The 21,802-nt window shown below is 39.3% G+C and carries 18 protein-coding genes; 14 read left to right on the top strand and 4 right to left on the bottom strand.

Features of this window, described 5'->3' with window-relative positions:
- Positions 1-589 precede the first annotated feature (589 nt).
- The 3 genes from BM266_RS17425 to BM266_RS15280 all read left to right on the top strand — a co-directional run bounded on the left by BM266_RS17425 (position 590) and on the right by BM266_RS15280 (position 2,801).
- Positions 590-883, top strand: a complete 294-nt coding sequence (locus BM266_RS17425; RefSeq protein ID WP_245760468.1) for a cyclic nucleotide-binding domain-containing protein — start codon at positions 590-592, stop codon at positions 881-883.
- A 23-nt stretch (positions 884-906) separates the two neighbouring features.
- The gene (locus BM266_RS17430; RefSeq protein WP_245760469.1) at positions 907-1,107 is read left to right on the top strand and encodes a cyclic nucleotide-binding domain-containing protein; all 201 of its coding nucleotides are present in this window, start codon (positions 907-909) and stop codon (positions 1,105-1,107) included.
- Positions 1,108-1,337: 230 nt separating this feature from the next.
- Positions 1,338-2,801: an ATP-binding protein gene (locus BM266_RS15280; protein ID WP_093411240.1), complete on the top strand. Its 1,464-nt coding sequence runs from the start codon at positions 1,338-1,340 to the stop codon at positions 2,799-2,801.
- Positions 2,802-3,312: 511 nt separating this feature from the next.
- On the opposite strand, the gene BM266_RS15285 is transcribed toward BM266_RS15280, so the two are convergent.
- Entirely contained in the window at positions 3,313-4,521 is a 1,209-nt protein-coding gene (locus tag BM266_RS15285; RefSeq protein WP_093411242.1) for a site-specific integrase, read from the bottom strand.
- Between the two features lie 714 nt (positions 4,522-5,235).
- Here BM266_RS15285 and BM266_RS15290 point away from each other — a divergent pair.
- Positions 5,236-6,348: an AI-2E family transporter gene (locus tag BM266_RS15290; RefSeq protein WP_093411244.1), complete on the top strand. Its 1,113-nt coding sequence runs from the start codon at positions 5,236-5,238 to the stop codon at positions 6,346-6,348.
- A gap of 309 nt (positions 6,349-6,657) precedes the next feature.
- Here BM266_RS15290 and BM266_RS15295 read toward each other — a convergent pair whose 3' ends face one another.
- Complete coding sequence (locus tag BM266_RS15295) at positions 6,658-7,581, bottom strand: Gfo/Idh/MocA family protein (protein WP_093411246.1); 924 nt, start codon at positions 7,579-7,581, stop codon at positions 6,658-6,660.
- A 461-nt stretch (positions 7,582-8,042) separates the two neighbouring features.
- Between BM266_RS15295 and BM266_RS15300 the strand changes: the two genes are divergently transcribed.
- The 3 genes from BM266_RS15300 to pncA are packed head-to-tail and all read left to right on the top strand — an operon-like array spanning position 8,043 to position 10,611.
- Positions 8,043-8,582, top strand: a complete 540-nt coding sequence (locus tag BM266_RS15300; RefSeq protein ID WP_093411248.1) for a macro domain-containing protein — start codon at positions 8,043-8,045, stop codon at positions 8,580-8,582.
- Between the two features lie 8 nt (positions 8,583-8,590).
- A complete protein-coding gene (locus tag BM266_RS15305) occupies positions 8,591-9,994 on the top strand; it encodes a nicotinate phosphoribosyltransferase (RefSeq protein WP_093411250.1) in 1,404 nt (467 codons plus the stop codon).
- A 5-nt stretch (positions 9,995-9,999) separates the two neighbouring features.
- Positions 10,000-10,611, top strand: a complete 612-nt coding sequence (gene pncA, locus BM266_RS15310; protein WP_093411252.1) for a bifunctional nicotinamidase/pyrazinamidase — start codon at positions 10,000-10,002, stop codon at positions 10,609-10,611.
- Here the strand turns inward: pncA and BM266_RS15315 are convergent.
- A complete protein-coding gene (locus BM266_RS15315; RefSeq protein ID WP_093411254.1) occupies positions 10,608-11,384 on the bottom strand; it encodes a THC0290_0291 family protein in 777 nt (258 codons plus the stop codon). The two genes, pncA and BM266_RS15315, sit on opposite strands and share 4 nt — an antisense overlap.
- A 203-nt stretch (positions 11,385-11,587) precedes the next feature.
- Here BM266_RS15315 and gdhA point away from each other — a divergent pair, with 203 nt between their 5' ends.
- From gdhA to BM266_RS15350, 7 genes are all read left to right on the top strand, one after another.
- On the top strand, positions 11,588-12,931 hold the full coding sequence (gene gdhA / locus BM266_RS15320; RefSeq protein ID WP_093411256.1) for an NADP-specific glutamate dehydrogenase: 1,344 nt from the start codon (positions 11,588-11,590) through the stop codon (positions 12,929-12,931).
- Between the two features lie 77 nt (positions 12,932-13,008).
- The gene (gene recO / locus BM266_RS15325) at positions 13,009-13,728 is read left to right on the top strand and encodes a DNA repair protein RecO (protein WP_093411258.1); all 720 of its coding nucleotides are present in this window, start codon (positions 13,009-13,011) and stop codon (positions 13,726-13,728) included.
- Positions 13,729-16,134: a TonB-dependent receptor gene (locus BM266_RS15330; RefSeq protein ID WP_093411260.1), complete on the top strand. Its 2,406-nt coding sequence runs from the start codon at positions 13,729-13,731 to the stop codon at positions 16,132-16,134.
- Positions 16,135-16,243: 109 nt separating this feature from the next.
- Positions 16,244-19,645 (top strand): isoleucine--tRNA ligase, encoded by a 3,402-nt coding sequence (ileS, locus tag BM266_RS15335; protein ID WP_093411262.1) that lies wholly within the window; start codon positions 16,244-16,246, stop codon positions 19,643-19,645.
- A gap of 4 nt (positions 19,646-19,649) precedes the next feature.
- Positions 19,650-20,033 carry a TraR/DksA family transcriptional regulator gene (locus tag BM266_RS15340; RefSeq protein WP_093411263.1) on the top strand — a complete coding sequence of 128 codons (384 nt, stop codon included), beginning with the start codon at positions 19,650-19,652 and terminating at the stop codon, positions 20,031-20,033.
- Between the two features lie 100 nt (positions 20,034-20,133).
- Positions 20,134-20,727: a DUF4097 family beta strand repeat-containing protein gene (locus tag BM266_RS15345; protein ID WP_139220670.1), complete on the top strand. Its 594-nt coding sequence runs from the start codon at positions 20,134-20,136 to the stop codon at positions 20,725-20,727.
- Between the two features lie 40 nt (positions 20,728-20,767).
- Positions 20,768-21,388 (top strand): lipoprotein signal peptidase, encoded by a 621-nt coding sequence (locus BM266_RS15350; protein WP_093411268.1) that lies wholly within the window; start codon positions 20,768-20,770, stop codon positions 21,386-21,388.
- Here the strand turns inward: BM266_RS15350 and BM266_RS15355 are convergent.
- On the bottom strand, positions 21,385-21,801 hold the full coding sequence (locus BM266_RS15355) for a response regulator (protein ID WP_081210276.1): 417 nt from the start codon (positions 21,799-21,801) through the stop codon (positions 21,385-21,387). The genes BM266_RS15350 and BM266_RS15355 overlap by 4 nt on opposite strands.
- Position 21,802: the final 1 nt, after the last annotated feature.

The following is a 21,802-nucleotide window of genomic DNA, read 5'->3' on the forward strand; positions in this document are numbered from 1 at the left end:
AAAACCAGGATTTGTAATGACAAATGACTTTGTCGCAAAATCCCTGAAATTTGCGGCAAATGGCCTGAAAACCCCAGTAAACCCGTTGAATTTTGTGTCAAAAAATTAGTAAAAAATTAGGACATTTTTTTAAAATAAGTGGTGAAATGAGGGGAGAATACCAGTAAACGGGCCGGAAAGCCCTGAAAACAGGTTGAAATTTACTGGAAATGTAAAAACAGAAGTAGGTTGCGCCCTATGCTGTTTTTACTTTACGCTTAACTTCCCGTACACTATAAAAACAGCATAGGATCCAGCGCAGGTAAGTTATGGTAGATTTGGGGCTGATGCAGAACTCTTAAAGTATTTCAATAAGCGTATCAAATTAAAGAGCAGGCTATTATTAATGGGAACTTTGTAAAATCAATCTTCGCTAATAAGATGAATCTAGACAATTAAACGTTTTTCTCATTAACTTTATAAAAAAGTATGTTTCCTGGGGCTAAAATCAGGAGTAGAGAAAATACTTAGTTTCAACTACATGATAATCAATAAAATACTATGGTGACTGAACAGTTATTAAGAAAACAAATCGAGGCTATTGTAAAAGTTGACCGATGAGGAATTTCAATTTGTGTTAGATTATTTTGAAGCTAAAAATTATAGGAAAAACCAATATGTAGTTCAGGCAGGAGCAACTGCTCCGTTAGACCATTTTGTAACTTCAGGTCTTCTAAAATCCTACTTCATTGATGAAGACAGTAAAGAAAAATATCCTTCAATTCGCTATGGAGGACTGGTGGATTTCAGATCCTCAGGTTATCATAATCGTTCGCCATCCGCTTTGAATATCGACTGTATAGAAGATACGACCGCTCTAGCGATTACTATAGGAAATAGGTAAATACTTTGTTCTAAATGTAAAAAATGGAGTATTTTTTTATGAAGAAAACCACTTCTGGCTATATCGCCCTGCAAAAGGGAATATTATCCTTGACGAGTCAAAATTCTGAAGATCGCTACCGCCAATTCGAAGAATTTTATCCTGCCCTTTTAAACAGGATACCCAAAAAAATAATAGTCTCTTATCTTGGTGTTAGTCGGGAAACCCTCAGTGAAAAGCTCTGAAAACTGAAATTTACTGGAAATTAAAAATAACAGGAAATTTACTTACTCTTGCACTAAAAAAACAGGAAATTATTTATACTAATTTGTATTAACTACATTTGAATAAGCAACTTAATCAAAAGACAAGAAACATTAATAATAGTCCAATAAACCCCTGATATTGTTAGGTTTTGAATTGTTAAGAGACTGAAATCGCTTTTTAAACAACATCTTGATACCTTTAAGAAACAATGAGTAACCAAAATATTTCCGACATTAATACCTTAATAACCGAAGATTATCTTAGAACTAAGAAGGAGAATCAATATTTCGAAAGAAAGGGATTAGGAGAAAAGGAAATCAAACCAGGAAAAATCGCAGAGGAATTAATAGGGATGTTAAATGCCGATGGAGGTGTCTTGGCATTTGGCGTTTCAGATAGTGGAGTCATTCAGGATTTAGGTTCTCTTGACGAACAAGAATTGAATAAATACAGATCTTTATGTTTTGACTTTATACACCCTGCAAGTAATGTTAAGCTGGAAGAAGTGCTGGTTAGGGGAAATTTGATTTTTCTTTTTCACGTGGAGCAAGAGTTGGAGAGAATATTTTCAAGAAAGGATAATGAAAATGTTTTTATACGGGTTTTGGATACAAACCGAAAGCTGGATAGGGAAGGTGTTAGAAAATTGGAGTACGACAAAACCATTAGGAGGTTTGAGGAGGAATTGGTCAATGATTTTGATTTTGAAGATTTAGACGAAGGCTTGTTGGAAGAGTACAAACAAAAGCTGAATTATAAAGGAGATTCTTTGGATTTGCTTACCAAGAGGTACTTAGCCATCAAAAAAGATGGTAACTATGTTATAAAGAATGCTTCCGTACTATTATTTTCGAAAGATCCGGAAAAATATATTCCTTCAGCATCTGTCAGGTATATACGTTATGAAGGAACCGAAGCTTTGTCTGGTGTTGAGCATAATGTAGTAAAAGATGAACGTTTTGAAAATAATATTCCAACCTTGATAAATGATCTTAAAGCTTTTCTCAGAGCTTCTTTTCGAGATTATCATTTTTTGGATATCGATGAAGGAAAATTCAAGAAGGTTCCTGAATATCCAGAAGAAGCTTGGCTTGAAGGTATTGTAAATGCTCTATGTCACCGTTCTTATAATGTCCAAGGAAGTTCAATTTATATAAAGCACTTTGATGACAGGCTAGAAATTTCCAATAGTGGCCCATTGCCTGCACAAGTGACTATTCAAAACATTAAATCCGAACGTTTTGCCAGGAATCCGAGAATTGCCAGGGTTCTGGAAGATATGGGTTATGTAAGACAATTAAATGAAGGAGTTTCTCGTATTTACGAGTCGATGGAAAAATCAATGCTTTCTAGACCAGAATATAAAGAGGAAAATGGAAATGTTTATCTCACCTTAAGAAATAAAATTAGTGAACATTCCAAAACCATTCATGACAGTGTAATTAAAGCAATAGAAAAAAACTGGAAAGGATATAGTGAGACTCAGAAAAAAATATTGGACTATCTTTTCATTGGGCAATCGGCAACAAAAGAAGTATTAGCAAATCATTGTGGTACACATAAAAATACTATAGCACGAAATTTAAATCAATTTATTGAAGAAGAGATTTTGGAGCGAAAAAGCGAAAAGCAAAGAGATGCGGAGGCTTTATATACATTTAAGAAACATTGATGGACTGGTAAACAACACTCTTTCCAGAATAATTATCTCTTGTTTTAAAGGGTTTTCAGGGGTTAAGCAACACTTGTCAACAAATAAGCAACCTTATTAACAATAAGACAGGAAGCCCCAACTTGAAATTTCTGCTTTCCTTGGTAATACTTCTCCGTTCAAGAAAAAAGTAGGAACAACAGGAGTGGGTACTATATATGTTTTTAAAGGGCTCACTATGGGCTCATAACGATTTTTGAAACGGCTCAATAAGGTCTCATTATAGCAAATGGAATTAAAATAAATTTCAATAATCCTAGCAATATTAAGGGGTTTCAGCTTTTCTAAAGGACTCAGGTTTTCTCTCTAAAAGAATTAAGTAAGGGCTCATAGTCGTGGTAAAAGTGATTGAGGAAGAGCGGAAATAACAACTCCGAGGTACTCACTTCTAAATAGAACTATCCAGTTTTTTCAGGTCTTTCAAATAAGCCTCAGTTAGATTCTTAGTTATAAGCTTTTAAAAAAAGTGCGATTATAACAATACTTCAAGCGCTTTATCCACAATCTGGGTATCCAGTTCTTTCAAATATGATTGGGTAACAGTCAGGTTTTGATGTCCTAGCGATTCGCTAATCACATCAGTAGCAATGCCTTTTTGTTTGAGACAATTTGCAAAACTATGCCGGGCTACATAACTGCTGACATTTTTAGTAATCTCGCAAATGTCAGCCAATTCCTTTAGCTTTTTATTGTAAATGCCCAACATTTTATGTTTTCGATCTGCAAGCTGCGTTGGATTGTAGTTTTCACGAAACAGTAATGGAAATACATATTTATTGCCATACCCATTAATTCGATAGTAGTTCAAAATGTCTCTCACAGGAGGCATGATGGCAATGGAAAAGTTTCCTTTGGTTTTTGCTCGGGTATAATAGATAACATTTGCCTCTATATCTTTCCACTCTAGGCACATCATGTCGGCAAAGTTCATTCCTCGGGTATAGAAACTAAAAACAAAGTAGTTTCTAGTATCAATTAAATGTGGATGGTTACTCAAATCTACATTAATAATGCGCATTATTTCTTCGAAATCTAATGCGCGTTTAAACCCTTTACCTCTTAAGCCTGAAATTTTATAGCTTTTGAAGGGATATAAACTTTCCTTAATAAGGCCACGCTCTATGGCTTTGTTGAATAATGCCCTTATGGCTCTCATCTTTACCCCGACACCCCCATCGGTACCACCTCGTGATCTAAGGAAAGAATCATATTTACTTAAAAAGGTAGAGTTTATCTCCCTAAAACTAAGTTTTTTGCCCTTATGGAAAATCTGTACTGAGGTTTTGGTATCTTTATAAGACTTCGCATTTCCAATGCGACCAGCAAAGGTCATCTCGTCAACTATTTCATCAAAAAAGGCAAAGACATCATTTTTAACTGGGTTGAAGGTAATTCTATAAAGTTTATCAAAATCCTCAAGGGTATAGTCAGGATTTTGTATATCAATTTCCGACGCTACCTGATATGCCCGATCCTTAATTTTTATAAGTAATCGATTATACTGAAAGTAATTTTCCTTCTTCTTATTAAACGTTCCTGTTGAGGCTGACCATTCGGAAATTTCTGAACTAAATGGTGTTTTATAATATTTGGATCGTCGATTTTTGGTAACACGTAAAAAGATTGGATATAATCCATCCGATAATGCTTTTGTTCTCTGTACAATTCTAATAGTTATCATTCGGTTTAAATTGGGTACAACATAGGTACAACATATGGGCTATTAAATGTAAAATTTGTAAAACTAAATGACAAATAAATTTTCATAAATTATTGAAAATCAATCTATAAGAAGCTAAATGTAATTATATGAAAACACCATTTTTGAGGCTGTTAATCAGAGGGTCCAAGGTTCGAGTCCTTGAGGGGGAGCAAAAAGCCTGACAGAGATGTCGGGCTTTTTTTGTTTTTATAATTTCAGGAGGATGTATATATTCTGAAAAACTTGACAATTCTATATTGGCTCAACTTCCGACTTAGTTGTAAGAATGGAATTCCACGATAATTCGGAAGCTCGAAAATTCACGGATATAATCTTTCATAAAGCTATTAAGCAGTTCTATTCAAATCAAATCAATCATTTTATTTGCAGAAAAGATTGGTCTATATGATCTTTAGCTCCAAAATCTTTTATAACCGCATTTAGGCGTGTAAAATTTCCCATAAACTCTGTAATGGCATAAAACACCTGAGTAGAACTCTGAAACCTGCCTGGAATAGTTACAAGCCTGTCATTTAAATTTAGCGTTATTCTTATTCACATATTTTGTGACATAAAGATTAATCGCTCTTGTTAGTTACCTATGGCGAACAGGTATATTATATACTTCAAATTCGTAATTTGTAGTTTATAAGATTATAACTGCCAACTAACCATTAAAAATCTTCATAAGGTATGCGAATCCCACTGTATATAAGATTTGTCTTTTTTGCCCTGGCCATTATCATTATTTTTTATGCTCTTGTTGTTGCAAATTTTATTCTCGTGCCTTTGGCATTGGGCTTCCTCATAGCAATTCTTCTGTTGCCCGTAAGCCGATTTTTTGAAAACCTGGGAATAGCACGTATACTGGCGGTAATTCTCTCGATCCTATTCGTAATAATTATTTTGACTGTGGTGAGTTTTGCCATTGGAATGCTGATACGTAACCTGGCGCAGGATATTCCGCAAATAGGAGAAAAGCTGCTGAAAGTTGGTAAGGATCTCCAATCTTATTTCGAGGAAAAGCTTAATGTGGAGCCCCAATTGCAATTTGATTACATCAGGGACTCCATAGGGGGTATCGTCGAACAGGGCTCCGATTTTTTTACAGACACCTTATCTGCGACGGCAAGTATATTTACTTTTGGAGTGATTCTGCTTCTGTCTGTCTTTTTCTTTATTTATTACCGGAATTTTTTCTTGGAATTCCTTTATAAGGTCTTTCCTGAATCCTTGCACGATAAACTTTCCAATCTTCTTCTAGAAACAAAAAAAGCCGTTACGGGTTATATAAGTGGATTATTGTTAATGATGCTTACGGTGGGCACCTTAAACGGCCTTGGCCTTTGGATTTTAGGGATTGATTATGCAATTTTATGGGGAGCGCTTTCCGGCCTGCTAGCAGTAATTCCCTATATAGGGGTAACCATAGGCGGTATTCTGCCTATGCTCTATGCCTTAATCGCTATGGATTCATTTCTGTATCCACTTGGGGTAATTGGAGTGTTTGGTTTTGTGCAATTTTTGGAAGGCAATTTTATCACCCCCAATATTATGAGCAACAGGGTGAGCCTAAATCCTTTTGCCGTTATCATAGCCATTTTTATTGGAGAAAGTATCTGGGGAATCGCAGGGATTATTCTGTTCATTCCTTACTTGGCTATTCTGAAAAATGTTCTTGATGAATTTGAATCCACAAAACCATTTGGCTTTCTACTAGGTAACCCATCAGAGACCAAAGGGGAAAAAAACAATAGTCTGTTTAAGAAACTCAAAAAGGCGACAGGATTTGATAAAGAGGAATAAATCTTTAAGATTGTTCACTAGCATGTTTCTACTTTGAGGTTTCCCAATTCATTATTTATATTAAAAAATTGAGGTTATTTAGTATTGCAAGCAAAAAGCCTGACAGAGATGTCGGGCTTTTTTGTTTTTATAATTTTAGAATGATGTATAGTATATAGGTTTTAAAGAGTAAATCCATCCTTCAAAAAGTAATTTTTGGGGATTGTATTCCCCAAAAATTACTTTTTAGACAGCCTCTTTTTTATACCTGAATACTATTATGAATATGGTATATATGGTGCCACGGATTTCTTAAGCTGCACTCTAAAATTAACTTTGGGAAACTTTGTTTAAGATAGTTTCACATAACTGATGAGTAGCCCAAATATCTTCCATTGCTTCAGGATCATACCTTCTTTCCTCCAAAACATTTATCCAATCTTCAATCATGTTTACGAAACCGCGTTTGTATAAAGTAGATTCCCAATTATCAAATTTCAATGGATTTTCTTCTTCTTTAGTAAAATGATATCCAGAATTTAAATTGTTAATCATCCATTTATTCCCTTCTGAAAATAAATTGATCCTTTCTTCTGTAATACCACTAACTCTATTCATCCCTCCCAGCAGTAGGGTTTCCCCTTGTTGCCACTGGACTTGTAAGTTTTCCAGCTTTTCATCCTTAACTCTGGAAATAACATTTAAATTCTGCACAGCCCCTTTTCCTAAAAATCGAAGGCTATCGATTACATGAATAAAATCGTCAAAAATAAAAATTCGCGGATTGCCTGCTAAGTTAACGCGATTCTTATCCCACGATATCTGAATAGGATCCGGTACTTTGGAGATTGATTTAATTAGCGGGGCAAACCTCCTGTTAAATCCTAGATAAAGAGGTAATCTATATTTAGCGGCTAGATCCAATATCTTTTCAGATTCATCTAAAGAATAGCTCAAAGGTTTATCCACAAAAACGGGAATTTTTGCATTTAACAATTTCGAAAGAATAAGTGCATGACTTTCTGTTGAGCTATGAACCATTGCTGCATCTGGTTTTGAGAGTATAAGGTCATCTATGGTAGAGCAGGGATTATTTATTCTAAATTGATTCGAAAGGGTTTTTAAAGTATAGGTGTTTCTTGTACAAAGTATAGGATCGACTTTAGGATGATTAGCTAAAATTGGTAAATAAGCTTTCTGAGCAATTCTCCCTAATCCGATTAATGCAATTCTAATTTTAGGTTTTTTGGACATTTGATGGATGTTTTTAATTTACAGTACTGGTAATTTATTTGGGATTTCCCGTAGTTGAGCGAGGGGATGGAGATTTGACGTTTAAAGTTTAATTAAAGGTATTCAAAAATATATTCTTTTTGAAAGATCTCCCTCTGATAAGAATATTGTTTGAATTTTAAACCTGTCCCTGCATTACCAAACATGTAAAGAAATTATAATTAATAGAAGTTAAGATGGGGACTTAAAGTTTAAAACGATGATCATTAAATTCACTAACACGTTCATTAGGAGTAAGAACTTCATTTTTTTAATGCCTGGTTAGCAAGCTTCGGTGAAGGCTAAAGGATTTTTCGCCTATATTTTAAGGACATAGAGCGTTTAAAGGCTTTAAAATTAAATAAGGGCTGAGAAGATTTTCCAGCGAATAAACTTTTCTTGACATGACAAAGATTTCGTAACTTCTGTTTAAATTTTCAACTATGAAAACAATGTACAAACAGGTGGAGATCGAAATCTCAAGAGAAGATATTGCCGCTCAGGAAGGGATTGATGCTGTGGTAAATGCTGCGAACGCCGAACTTGCTATTGGCGGCGGAGTGGCCGGTGCAATACATCGTACCGCAGGACCTCAGCTTTACGAGGAGTGTAAACCTCTGGCCCCCATTAAGCCCGGAGAGGCTGTGGTCACTAAAGCCTATAAATTGCCTAATCAATATGTGATCCATTGCCTGGGACCTGTCTATGGACGGGACAAACCGGAAGATAAACTCCTGGCAAACTGTTACCGGAATGCCCTGAAACTAGCCGAAGAACATAAAATCAGCAGTATCGCCTTTCCCGCCCTATCTACCGGTGCTTTTGGGTATCCTATTAAAGAGGCCACCGAAATTACTTTTAATACAATTTTAGCGGAGGTTCCTCAGCTAAACCATCTTCAAAAACTTAAATTTGTGCTTCACAGCGAAGGCGACCTGAAAATCTATGAGTCGGTTTTCAGGGATCTAAGCGAAAAAAAATAAGCTTTTCCATGCTCGATTTTACAGCAACCTATACCGACCTGTACCAGCTCTCTATGGCCCAGGTATATTTTCACCAGGGTCATAAGAACGATATCGCCGTCTTCGATTATTTTTTCCGAAAAAATCCTTTTAAAGGCGGGTATGCGATTTTCGCAGGGCTACAGGATGTCTTAAAAATAATTGATGAGCTTAAATTTTCTGAAGAGGATATCGCTTACCTCAAAACCCAGGATTTCGATGAGGAATTTCTCGGTTATCTCAAAGGATTTAAGTTCAACGGGAATATTTATTCCGTTCAGGAAGGGGATGTGGTTTTCCCCACCCGACCTGTTTTGCAGGTGGAAGCCAGCATCGTTGAAGCCCAGATCATAGAAACCTTGTTACTTAATTTCTTGAATTTCCAAACTCTTATTGCCACCAAAGCCAACCGAATTCGCCTTGTCGCCGGAGAACGAATGCTGCTCGATTTCGGACTTCGCAGGGCTCAGGGTCCCGGGGGCTATTATGCCAGCAGAGCAGCCGTTGTTGGAGGATTTAATGGTACAAGCAACGTACTCGCCGGGCGGGATTTTGATATTCCTGTTTCGGGAACCATGGCACATTCCTTTATTCAGAGCTACGACGATGAACTCTCAGCTTTCAGGGATTTTGCTGAAGGCAGACCGAGAAACTGTGTGTTGCTGGTAGATACTTACGATACTCTAAAAAGTGGAGTTCCAAACGCGATAAAGGTTGCAAGAGAAATGGAAAAGCGGGGGCAAAAGCTACTCGCCATCAGGTTGGATAGCGGAGACCTTGCCTACCTTGCCAAACAGAGCAGGAAGCTGCTTGATGATGCCGGACTTGATTATGTGAAGATCGCCGCATCCAATCAACTTGATGAGTTTGTGATAAAGAGTTTGCTGGAACAGGAAGCACCTATTGATATTTTCGGCGTAGGGACCAACCTTGTTATTGGAAGTCCCGATGGTGCTTTGGATGGGGTCTATAAGCTAACTTTTTCTGCGGAAAAACCCCGGATAAAAATTTCAGAAAGTATCATAAAGATCACACTTCCGCATAAAAAACAGGTTTACAGGGTAAAGAATGATAATGGTGAAGCGTTAGGAGCCGATGTGGTCACGCTCGCTGAAGAGGAGAAGCCTGAGCGCATGTTCCATCCCTTTGAACCTTTTAAATCTATGGAACTAACCGGGTTGAAGCTGGAAAAATTACTGCAACCGGTCATGAAGGACGGGGAAATAAAGATTGACTTTAGAAGTCTTACTGAAATAGCCAGGTATAGTAAAAAAAGACTTGCAGAATTACCAACGGAATACAAGCGATTTAATAACCCACATATTTACAAGATCGGGATTAGCCAAAACCTCAAAGAAGAACGGGACCGGCTTATCTCTTCATTTAAAAAATAAGCGCAATGAAAATCCTAGTAATCATAGATATGCAGAATGATTTTATTCCTGGCGGTGCTCTCGCCGTGCCCGGCGGAGATGAGATCGTATCATTAATCAATAGACTTCAGGAGAAATTTGATTTGGTAATCGCTACTCAGGATTGGCACCCGAAAGCTCATTCGAGTTTTGCCGAAAGCCATCCTGGAAAGGGGGAGTTTGAAAGCATAGATCTTAACGGAACAGACCAGATCCTCTGGCCTGTGCACTGTGTGCAAAATACAGAAGGAGCAAAATTCCACCGGTATTTAAAAACCGCCAGAATAGAAGCGATCTTTAGAAAAGGTACCGATCCCGAAATTGACAGCTACAGCGGCTTCTATGATAATGCTCATTTAAAGTCTACCGGCCTGGCCGGGTACCTTCGTGAAAAAGGTGTTGAAGAACTCTACTTTTGCGGTCTCGCTGCGGAATATTGCGTGTATTTTTCGGTAATAGATGCTTTGAAGGAAGGTTTTAAAGCTGTGCTGATTGAAGATGCCACCAGGGCACTGGATGCTGATGATTTTAAAAAGGCTAAAGAGGATATTCTCGAAAAAGGCGGAAAGATTATTACTTCAGAAGAAATAACCGATTAAAAGTTAATATAGTAAACATAACCAACGCCAATCCAGAAAACCACATCATTAAATTTGTTGGCGGCAACATCATGGTTTAGGCCGTCTACCCAGTCATTGCCATAATAATGCCATCGGCCTTCAAACATAAGGTCGTGACGCCATCCCAGCCGGTATCTTGCTCCCATAACTCCAACTATAGAATAAGTAGTTCCGCGTTCCAGGTTGATGCCTCCAACAAAGGCAGGGAATACGTTTTTGGGATTTTCCAGGGAACCTAAATCAGAATACGCATCGGGCTTATAGGAAACAAAGTGAGCTCCCAACCCAATATAGGGGGAAAACCAGTAGCCAAAATTGGTGAAATCTCTAATTCTCAAAGGATGATACTCCAAAAGCGAACCTACTTCCAGCACATTGGTCTTTCCATGCATAGCACGAAGAAGCTGCCCACCTATATTATCTTTTGAAGCTACAGGGCCATAATGTTCAAGATTAGATCGCAGCCAGGTGAGTTCGTTTCGCAGTCGCAGATGACTCGCTAACCAGGAATCGGTTCTTTGGTAATTACATTCGTTGCAATAAGCAAGGTTCATAAAATGCAGCAGACCTAGTCCAAGCCCGGCATTGGCAACATTCGCCTGTAAATTCCATCTTTCTCCATAATCGGTTAAAAAGTTTGCAGGGCCGCCAAAAACCCCTATTTCATGAGAGATGCCAAATTGCGCATGCACCCGGCCGTTTTGCAGTACCAAAAGGAAGAAAAAGACTAAGATTATCTTGATGTAGTACATGCACCCCGGGATTGAAGTAATAGCAAATATATAAAAACTACGTTAACAATTTTTTTTTGATATGACGAGGCTCATAATCTTTAGGAATCATACGTTAATATTATATGAAATGGTAAAAAATACTCCTTGTTTTTTGAATAACCCATATATTTGCAAGGGGGTAACCCTATTTTATTGTAAAATCTATTAGCACCAATATAATTATGGAACAAAATGTAAAAGATTTCCTTGATAAAGTTTCAAAACGAAATCAAAACGAACCTGAGTTCATGCAAGCAGTTCGCGAAGTTGCCGAAACCGTTCTCCCTTTTATAGAAAAAAATAAGAAATACCAGAACAAAATGCTTCTGGAGCGTATGGTAGAACCCGAACGTGTGATTATGTTCAGAGTACCTTGGCTAGATGATAAAGGAGATATCCAGGTAAACCGTGGTATCAGAATCCAGATGAACTCTGCCATTGGGCCATACAAAGGAGGCTTGCGTTTTCACCCTTCTGTAAACCTTAGTATTCTTAAATTCCTTGCTTTCGAGCAGGTGTTCAAAAACAGTCTAACCACACTGCCTATGGGTGGCGGTAAAGGAGGTTCAGACTTCGATCCAAAAGGTAAATCTGATAATGAGGTAATGCATTTTTGCCAGAGCTTCATGTCCGAATTAAGCCGTCACATTGGTGCAGATACCGATGTGCCTGCAGGGGATATTGGAGTAGGAGCAAGAGAGGTAGGTTTCCTCTTTGGGCAGTACAAAAGACTTCAGAATGAATTTACCGGTATCCTAACCGGGAAAGGTCTTTCTTATGGAGGATCACTTATTCGTCCTGAGGCAACCGGTTACGGAAACGTATACTTTGCACAGAATATGCTTAAAACCAAAGGTGATAGCCTGGAAGGAAAATCAGTGATTATTTCTGGATCGGGTAATGTTGCCCAGTATGCGGCTGAAAAAGTACTTCAGCTTGGCGGGAAAGTGCTTACTATGTCAGATTCCGGTGGGTATATTTATGAAAAAGATGGAATCACAGAGGAGAAGCTTCAGTTTATTATGAATCTTAAAAATGTGAAGCGTGGTCGCATTAGCGAATATGTTGATGAATATGCTTCAGCTAAATATTTTGAAGGCAAAACTCCTTGGGAAGTAAAATGTGATGTTGCGCTGCCATGTGCTACTCAAAATGAGCTTCACGAAGACGATGCTAAAATGCTTGTGGATAACGGTTGTATGTGTGTGGGAGAAGGCGCGAATATGCCTTGTACTCCTGAAGCCGTTGAACATTTCCAGAATGCCAGAATCCTTTACTCTCCGGGTAAAGCTTCTAATGCCGGTGGAGTAGCCACTTCAGGTTTGGAAATGTCTCAGAACTCTATGAGATATAACTGGACTTCTGAAGAGGTAGATGCCAAGCTTCTCGCTATTATGAACGAAATTCACGATCGTTGTGTAGAATTTGGAAAGCAAGAAGATGGATATATAGACTATGTGAAAGGAGCAAACATTGCCGGCTTTGTAAAAGTTGCCGATGCTATGCTTGCCCAGGGCGTGGTTTAATAAAATATAATTTTAATACTAAATGCCGCTCCCTTCCCGGAGCGGCTTTTTTTATATCTTCGGATAAATTTTATTAGATGTTGGTCACCACCAAAGCTATTGTAATTAGTTCCCTGAAGTATGCCGAGGCCGATTTGATCGTTAAGGCCTACACCTTTAGCGATGGCCTTAAAACCTATATGCTCAAAGGGGTTTTAAAGTCCAGAAAAGGCAAATTCAAGGCTTCGCTTTTTCAGCCTTTAACCCAGCTGGAAATTGTGGCTAAGCACCGTGGCAAGGGAACGATGGAATATCTCACCGATGCAAGGCTGGCCAATCACTATAAAAGTCTGCATACCGATGTGGTGAAATCGGCGCTTATAATGTTTCTTGCTGAAGTGCTCCGGAATTCCATCCAGGAGGAAGAAGCCAACCAGCCACTATTTAATTTTCTCGATAATAGTTTTATGATGCTGGACCGAACAGAGCAGGTGGGAAATTTTCACTTATTATTTCTGCTGAAATTATCCGGGTATCTCGGATTTTCTCCTGATGCATCCCAAAAAGATCTGGCTTGCTTTAATTTACTGGAAGGCAATTTTCAGCAATTTAAAACTAATGACTATTGCATAGAAGGGGAGAATGTGGAGGTTTTAAGCAGGTTTTTGGGCATAAATTTTGATGAGTTAAGCCGAATTAAACTTAACCAATCAAGCCGAAGAAATTTCCTGAATATGCTGCTATTATATTACGAATTGCATATTGAAGGTTTTAAAAAACCCAGGTCGCTTTCGGTTTTCAATGAAATATTCAATTAAATGCGAGCATCAATTGCGGGAGCGATTCTTCTATTTTGTATACACAGTCTATCTAATGCCCAGGAGATACAGGTGCTGGAACAAACCAGCAATGAGCCTATTCCGGGAGTAGCCGTCTTTAATCCTGATAAATCCAGATCTACCATTACCGACCTTGACGGAAAGGCCAATATTTCCAGGTTTGAAGATTCCGAGATGATCCATTTTAAACATATGGGGCATATAGATGCAGTGCTCTCAAAAGCTGCAATTGTTGCTAATAACAATAAGGTTTATCTGGAGCAGCACGAGAATCAACTGGAACAAGTAGTGCTTTCGGCAGGGAGATTCAGAATGTCTAAGGAAGAAACCACTCAAAAAATTGTTAGCCTTAGCCCTGCAGATGTTCAGCTATTTTCGCCTCAAACCGCTGCAGATCTTCTGGAGAGCAGCGGACAGGTCTTTGTTCAGAAAAGTCAGATGGGTGGGGGAAGCCCGATGATTAGGGGATTCTCGGCTAATCGATTGCTTATCACTGTGGATGGCGTGCGTATGAATACTGCTATTTTTAGAAGCGGAAACCTGCAAAACGTAGTTTCGGTAGATCCCCTGGCCGTTGAAAATACTGAAGTGCTAATCGGGCCGGGATCGGTGGTATATGGGAGTGATGCCGTAGGAGGAGTAATGAATTTTTATACCCTTAAGCCTAAATTTTCGGCAGGAAAAACCGGGTTCTCAGGGAATGCATATTCCCGGTATGCCTCTGCCAATAATGAAAAAACCTTACACGTCGATTTTAATATTGGACGCGAGAATTGGGCTTTCCTAACCGGTGTCACCTATTCAGATTTTGAAGATTTGAGAATGGGATCAGATGGCCCTGAAGAATATCTTCGACCGGAATATGTGATTCGACAGGGAGGTCAGGACGTTGTGGTAAATAATTCTAATGAAAAGCTTCAAAAATTTACAGGCTATAACCAGATCAACCTGCTTCAGAAGATAAAATATATGCCCGGCAACGACTGGGATTTCAACCTGGGTTTGATCTATTCTACCACCTCCGATTTTCCGCGATATGACAGGTTAATTCAGAAAAGAGATGGAGAATTTCGGTTGGCAGAGTGGTATTACGGGCCGCAAACCTGGTTTATGGGAAATTTTAAAATTAACAAAGAGGGGAATGGGGTTATTTACGATAAAGCGCAATTAACGGCGGCCTATCAGTTTTTTGAAGAAAGCCGGAACAACAGGGGTTTTAATGAAGACATCCGCTTTAATTCCACCGAAAATGTCGATGCCTCTTCCATGAATCTCGATTTTGAAAAGGATTTTGAAGAAAGCCGATTATTTTATGGAACTGAGTATGTTCATAACCTGGTAACTTCAAGCGCCAGTCAATTCAATATTATTTCTGAAGATAGTCAGGCAGAGGCCTCCCGTTATCCCGATGGTTCCACCTGGCAGTCGCTTGCCGTCTATCTTTCTTATCAGTGGAAGATTAATTCGAAATTGTCATTTCAGTCGGGGGCGCGATATAATCATATTCTGGTTGATGCCGAATTTGATGAGCGTTTCTTCGATTTTCCATTTTCTGAAGCAAACATAAATACCGGTGCTTTAACCGGTAGTGCCGGCATCAACTGGAAGCAAAATCGTTTTTTCAGATGGAAGGTCAATCTCTCTTCAGCCTTCAGGGCGCCAAATATTGATGATGTAGGCAAGATCTTCGATTCTGAACCCGGTGCAGTGGTGGTCCCCAACCCCGATCTCAAACCGGAATATGCATATAATGGAGAACTTGGCCTGGATTGGACACCTTCAAGAAACCTGCAATTTTCTTTTGCCACCTATTACACCCGCCTTAAAGATGCGATGGTGAGAAGAGATTATCAGCTAGACGGTGAAACGGAGATCGAATACCAGGGCGAGCCCAGCCGGGTACAGGCTATTCAAAATGCATCTAAAGCCTATGTCTACGGTTTTGAAGCCGGAGTGGCTTATAATATCTCTGTGGCCCTCAGGCTAAGCTCCCAGATCAATTTAACCAAAGGAGAAGAGGAACAGGAGGATGGAACGAAGGTAGCTTTACGCCACGCCGCACCGCTTTTTGGAAATACTCATCTCACCTGGCATAAAAAACGTCTGAAATTCGATCTTTTTGCCGAATACAACGGGCAATTGGATTACCAGGACCTTGCTCCTTCAGAGAAAGGGAAAGCCTATTTGTACGCTTCAGACCAAAATGGGAATCCATATTCGCCTTCCTGGTATACGCTTAATCTAAGCGGGCAGTATGAGATAAGCGAAGCCTGGCTCGCAACAGTCTCTTTGGAAAATATTACAGACCAGCGTTACCGCACTTATTCTTCAGGTATTGCTGCAGCAGGGAGAAATTTGATTTTGGCTATGAAGTATAGCTTTTAGGTTTTTTATTTAGGGATTTAGGAATTAATCAGTCCGCTTTTTCCATAATTCAGGTCGGCTATTTTGCTAAAAATCATTAATTTCGCGTTTCATTAGAAATTACGACAAAATGAGCAATAAGTTCCCCGAATATAAAGGACTTGACTTACCGAAAGTAGCCGAGGAAATACTGGCTTACTGGAAGGAGAACGATATATTTGAAAAGAGCGTAAGCACCCGCGAGGGGAAGGAGCCTTTTGTGTTTTTTGAAGGGCCGCCATCTGCTAACGGACTTCCGGGGATTCATCACGTGATGGCACGTGCTATTAAAGATATTTTTTGTCGTTATAAAACCCAAAAAGGCTACCAGGTTAAACGAAAAGCCGGTTGGGATACCCACGGGCTGCCGGTTGAACTTGGTGTGGAAAAAGAACTCGGGATCACTAAAGAGGATATCGGGACAAAAATTTCCGTAGAGAAATATAACGAAGCCTGTAAAAATGCGGTAATGCGTTACACCGATGTGTGGAACGACCTTACCGAAAAAATAGGCTACTGGGTAGATATGGAAAACCCATATATTACCTACAAATCAAAATATATGGAAACGGTTTGGTGGCTGCTTTCCGAAATTTATAAAAAAGACCTTATCTATAAAGGTTACACCATTCAGCCATATTCGCCAAAGGCCGGAACAGGCTTGAGTTCCCACGAGCTTAATCAACCGGGAACTTACCAGGACGTTACCGATACCACGGTAACAGCGATGTTTAAAATTACTGATGCTTCAGCGGCCTCGGTAGAAGAAAGTCTGGAAGGGGCGTTTTTAATCGCCTGGACCACCACGCCGTGGACTTTACCGTCTAACACCGCCCTAACCGTTGGGCCAAAAATTGAATATGTTTCCGTAAAAACCTATAACCAGTACACTTTCGAGCCTATTACGATTCTCGTTGCAAAAGACCTGGCCAGAAAGCAATTCGATAAGAAGTTTCAGGAAGTTGAAACCGAAGAGGAGTTAGAAGCTTATGCTGAAGGCGATAAAAAGATTCCATTTTTAATCGGTGAAAGTTTTAAAGGAAAAAATCTGGTGGGAATTAAATATGAGCAATTGCTACCATATGCTCAGCCGTTTGAAAACCCTGAAAATGCCTTCCGCGTAATTTCCGGAGATTTTGTTACTACCGAAGATGGTACCGGGATAGTGCATACTTCTCCAACTTTTGGTGCCGATGATGCGATGGTAGCAAAACAGGCCACACCGCCGGTTCCGCCGTTATTGGTGAAAGACGAAAACGGAAATCTTGTTCCGTTGGTAGATCTTCAGGGGAAATTTAGACCTGAAATGGGAGAATTTGTCGGGAAATATGTGAAGAATGAATATTATGACGATGGCCAGGCGCCCGAAAAATCGGTAGATGTTGAGCTTGCTATTAAGCTGAAAGAAGAAAACCGTGCTTTTAAAGTTGAAAAGTATGTTCACAGCTATCCAAATTGCTGGAGAACTGATAAACCTATTTTATATTATCCGCTGGATTCCTGGTTCATAAAAGTAACCGAATTCAAAGATCGTATGTTCGAGTTGAACCAAAGTATTAATTGGAAGCCAAAATCTACCGGGGAAGGTCGTTTTGGAAACTGGCTGGCCAATGCCAACGACTGGAACTTATCACGTAGCCGCTATTGGGGAATTCCGTTGCCAATTTGGAGAACCGAAGAGGGGAAGGAAGAAAAACTTATTGGTTCTATTGCAGAGCTAAAAGAAGAAATGACGAAGGCTGTAGAAGCCGGGGTGATGGATAAAGATATTTTTGAAGGATTTGAACCCGGCAATATGAGTGAAGAAAACTACGAGTTGGTAGACCTTCACAAGAATGTGGTCGATCAAATTACTTTGGTTTCCGATTCAGGAAAGCCTATGAAACGCGAAGCCGATCTAATAGACGTTTGGTTTGATTCTGGTTCTATGCCTTATGCACAGTGGCATTATCCGTTTGAGAATGAAGAAAAAGTTGAAGGAGGAGAAAGAAAGGCCGACTTCATTGCAGAAGGAGTTGATCAAACCCGTGGTTGGTTTTACACCCTGCACGCTATCGCTACGATGATCTTTGATGATGTTGCGTATAAAAACGTGGTTTCCAATGGTCTTGTTTTGGATAAGAACGGGCAGAAGATGTCTAAGCGTCTTGGAAATGCAGTTGATCCTTTTGAGACCCTGGCAGCTTTCGGGCCTGATGCTACCCGTTGGTATATGATTTCCAACGCCAACCCCTGGGACAACCTGAAATTTGACATTGAAGGTATAGCTGAAGTGCGGCGTAAATTCTTCGGAACCCTTTACAACACTTATTCTTTCTTTACGCTGTATGCGAACATCGATAATTTCACCTACAAAGAAAAAAATGTTCCTCTAGACGAACGGCCAGAGATAGATCGATGGATATTTTCAGAACTGCATACGCTTATCGAAAAAGTAGATAAATTCTATGCTGATTATGAGCCAACACGGGCAACCCGGGCAATTTCAGAATTTGTTCAGGAAAATCTTAGCAACTGGTTTGTGCGTTTAAGCCGAAGACGCTTCTGGAAGGGCGACTATGAGCAGGATAAGATTTCAGCTTATCAAACCCTTTATACCTGCCTGGAAACAGTGGCCAAATTAGGGGCTCCTGTAGCTCCATTCTTTATGGATAGGCTGTACAAAGATCTTAACCAGGCCACTCAAAAAGAGGCTTACGAATCGGTACATCTTGCTGATTTCCCGGTTTTTGATGATAAATTTGTTGATAAATCTTTAGAACGCAAAATGGAGAAAGCGCAAACCATCTCATCTTTGGTGCTTTCATTGCGTAAAAAAGAAATGATAAAAGTAAGACAACCGCTTCAAAGGGTAATGATTCCGGTACTTGATGAGCAGCAGCGGGAAGAAATAAAGGCTGTGGAAGACCTTATAAAGTCGGAGGTAAACGTAAAGGAATTAAAACTTATTGATGACGCTTCGGGTATTCTGGTAAAGCAAATTAAGCCCAATTTCAAAGTGCTTGGACCCAAGTTTGGGAAGGATATGAAGCTGGTTGTCAGCAAAATAAATAGTCTGAATGCCACAGATATTGCCACAATAGAGCGGGAGGGCAGTATCGATATTGAAGTTAACGAAAAAATGATTACTTTGGCGGCCGAAGAAGTGGAGATCACTTCCCAGGACATTGAAGGCTGGTTAGTTGCAAGCAGTGGTAATATTACAGTAGCCCTGGACGTTAGTATCTCTCCGGAGCTCAAAAAGGAGGGAGTAGCCCGGGAATTGGTAAATAGAATACAGAACCTTAGAAAAGATTCTGGTTTTGAAGTTACCGATACCATAGATGTGACCCTACAAAGAGACGGCATTGTCGAGGATGCCGTTAAAGAAAATATAACCTATATTAAGAACGAAACATTAACTGCACACCTCGAAGTTGCAGCGGTGGTAGAAGAAGGTACAGAAGTAGCTTTTGATGACATTACCACTAAATTGTTTATTAAAAAACATTGAGCTTATGTCTGCAGAAGTTAAAGAACGTTACAATGACGCCGATTTGGCGGAATTTAAGGCCCTTATCTTGAAAAAGATCGAAAAGGCCCAGGAACAATTGAAGATTTACGAAAATGCTTATAAAAATGATGGGAATAACGGCACCGACGATACTTCCCCCACTTTTAAAGCTTTTGAAGAAGGAAGTGAAACGATGAGTAAAGAAGCCAATTCACAGTTGGCTATCCGTCAGGAAAAGTTCATCAGGGATCTTAAAAACGCTTTATTGCGCATTGAGAACAAAACCTATGGGATTTGTCGAGTAACGGGTAAATTAATAGGCAAAGAACGTCTGAAGCTTGTGCCGCATGCTACCTTAAGCATCGAAGCAAAGAATATGCAGCGTTAACACCATAACATAAATATATACTAAACGCTCTTTTTGAAAATCTTCAAAGGGAGCGTTTTGCTTTTTTGGGATGCTAAATAACTTTTTAATACTACTTTTTGTGTTTTACAGCCTCTCTCTGTTTAGTCAGAAAGAAACGCTGGAGATTATTGACGCAAAATCTGTAGAAGGGATTCAAATCTATGCGGATGAGGTTTATAGTATTAGCATAGAAACTTATGAAGGTTCTGAGATTATTATCGCCACTCATTCAGAAGGAGAGTATTATAACCGCATAAGACTCAACACCGAAATTCAGGATGAAAATCTAATTCTAAGCACCCAGTATCCCGAAGCGCTATCCGGAGGTTATGACAAATTAAGCGCCCACAAAGTTTTCTCATTGGACTTGGAGTTAAAAATACCTGAGCGTTTAAAGCTGTATATTGAATCAAACCTGGCTTCGGTGACCGCAACCGGGGAGTTTGAATTTCTGGAACTTAGGCTCAATCAAGGATTTTGCGATTTAAGAGATTTCAGCGGAAATGGCAATGTCCAAACTATTATGGGGAATATTCTGGTAGAAACCTTAAATACCCGTGTTAAAGCAGAATCCCGCAATGGAAATCTCGAAATGCCCTTAGCCCGCAATGGCGATAATCTCCTGAAGTTGACTTCGGTGAATGGCGACATTCGCCTGCGAAAAACTAAATAATAATTGTATTTTTGGTCCGATTTTAATGCAATAGCCATACATGTCCTTAAAAAAAGCCGGAATAATTATAATACTGATCCTGATAATCGATCAGGTTTCCAAATTTTATATTAAAACAAATTTTGCCCTAGGGGATGAGATGCGAGTTTTCGAATGGTTCAGAATTTTATTCGTGGAGAATGAAGGGATGGCCTGGGGAGCAAAGATCCCCGGTTCCTACGGGAAACTCGCACTAACGCTTTTCAGACTGGCGGCAATTGTGGGAATAGGATATTGGCTCTGGGATTCGGTTAGGAAAAATGGTTCCAGAATTCTCATCATTGCTATCGCTTTAATCTTTGCCGGGGCCATGGGCAATATTATAGATTCGGTTTTCTACGGAATTATCTTCGACGATAGCTATGGCAATATAGCGAGCTTTTTACCTGATGGTGGGGGTTACGGTACTCTTTTTCACGGGAAGGTGGTAGATATGCTTTATTTCCCGTTGTGGCAAGGTAATTTGCCGGAATGGATCCCGTTTTGGGGCGGTAATTATTTCACCTTTTTTGAACCCGTTTTTAATATAGCCGATACTTCCATAAGTGTAGGCGTTGCTTTCTTATTATTATTCAATAAAAAAGCATTTCCGCCGGAGGAAGAAACTTCAGAAAAGAATTAAGCTGCGTTATTCTTTTCAAAGATCTTTTCGAACTTTTTCAGTTCAATTGGTTTGATCAAATAATCGGTAACCATATTGAATGATTTGGCTCTTTCAAGATCCCGGGGATCTATAGAAGAACTCACCACGTAAAGGGTTATTTTCTTTTCAAAATTATTCTTGATCTTGATGAATTCACTAAGAAACTCCCAGCCATCCATCACCGGCATATTGAGATCGAGGAAAATAATATCGGGAAGTTTATCCTCGGTCATATTGCCCATAATTAATTGAAAATAGTCAAGTGCCTCTTTCCCGTTTTTGAAGATCAGCAGGTTTTCAGACAGCTTTTTGATCTCGATAATCTTTCGTACCAGGTTAACGTATATTTTGTCATCGTCAATTATACACGCTAATTCTACTTTTTGCCCCATG

The organism is Salegentibacter flavus (genome assembly GCF_900115145.1).
Taxonomy (GTDB): Bacteria; Bacteroidota; Bacteroidia; order Flavobacteriales; family Flavobacteriaceae; genus Salegentibacter; species Salegentibacter flavus.

Coding starts and splice junctions, on each gene's coding strand:
- ileS (WP_093411262.1), top strand. CDS start 16,244: ATGAGCAATAAGTTCCCCGAATATAAAGGACTTGACTTACCGAAAGTA.
- BM266_RS15300 (WP_093411248.1), top strand. CDS start 8,043: ATGAAAACAATGTACAAACAGGTGGAGATCGAAATCTCAAGAGAAGAT.
- BM266_RS15305 (WP_093411250.1), top strand. CDS start 8,591: ATGCTCGATTTTACAGCAACCTATACCGACCTGTACCAGCTCTCTATG.
- pncA (WP_093411252.1), top strand. CDS start 10,000: ATGAAAATCCTAGTAATCATAGATATGCAGAATGATTTTATTCCTGGC.
- BM266_RS15285 (WP_093411242.1), bottom strand. CDS start 4,521: ATGATAACTATTAGAATTGTACAGAGAACAAAAGCATTATCGGATGGA.
- BM266_RS15355 (WP_081210276.1), bottom strand. CDS start 21,801: ATGGGGCAAAAAGTAGAATTAGCGTGTATAATTGACGATGACAAAATA.
- BM266_RS15315 (WP_093411254.1), bottom strand. CDS start 11,384: ATGTACTACATCAAGATAATCTTAGTCTTTTTCTTCCTTTTGGTACTG.
- BM266_RS15340 (WP_093411263.1), top strand. CDS start 19,650: ATGTCTGCAGAAGTTAAAGAACGTTACAATGACGCCGATTTGGCGGAA.
- recO (WP_093411258.1), top strand. CDS start 13,009: ATGTTGGTCACCACCAAAGCTATTGTAATTAGTTCCCTGAAGTATGCC.
- BM266_RS17430 (WP_245760469.1), top strand. CDS start 907: ATGGAGTATTTTTTTATGAAGAAAACCACTTCTGGCTATATCGCCCTG.
- BM266_RS15295 (WP_093411246.1), bottom strand. CDS start 7,581: ATGTCCAAAAAACCTAAAATTAGAATTGCATTAATCGGATTAGGGAGA.
- BM266_RS15290 (WP_093411244.1), top strand. CDS start 5,236: ATGCGAATCCCACTGTATATAAGATTTGTCTTTTTTGCCCTGGCCATT.
- BM266_RS15350 (WP_093411268.1), top strand. CDS start 20,768: ATGTCCTTAAAAAAAGCCGGAATAATTATAATACTGATCCTGATAATC.
- gdhA (WP_093411256.1), top strand. CDS start 11,588: ATGGAACAAAATGTAAAAGATTTCCTTGATAAAGTTTCAAAACGAAAT.
- BM266_RS15280 (WP_093411240.1), top strand. CDS start 1,338: ATGAGTAACCAAAATATTTCCGACATTAATACCTTAATAACCGAAGAT.
- BM266_RS15330 (WP_093411260.1), top strand. CDS start 13,729: ATGCGAGCATCAATTGCGGGAGCGATTCTTCTATTTTGTATACACAGT.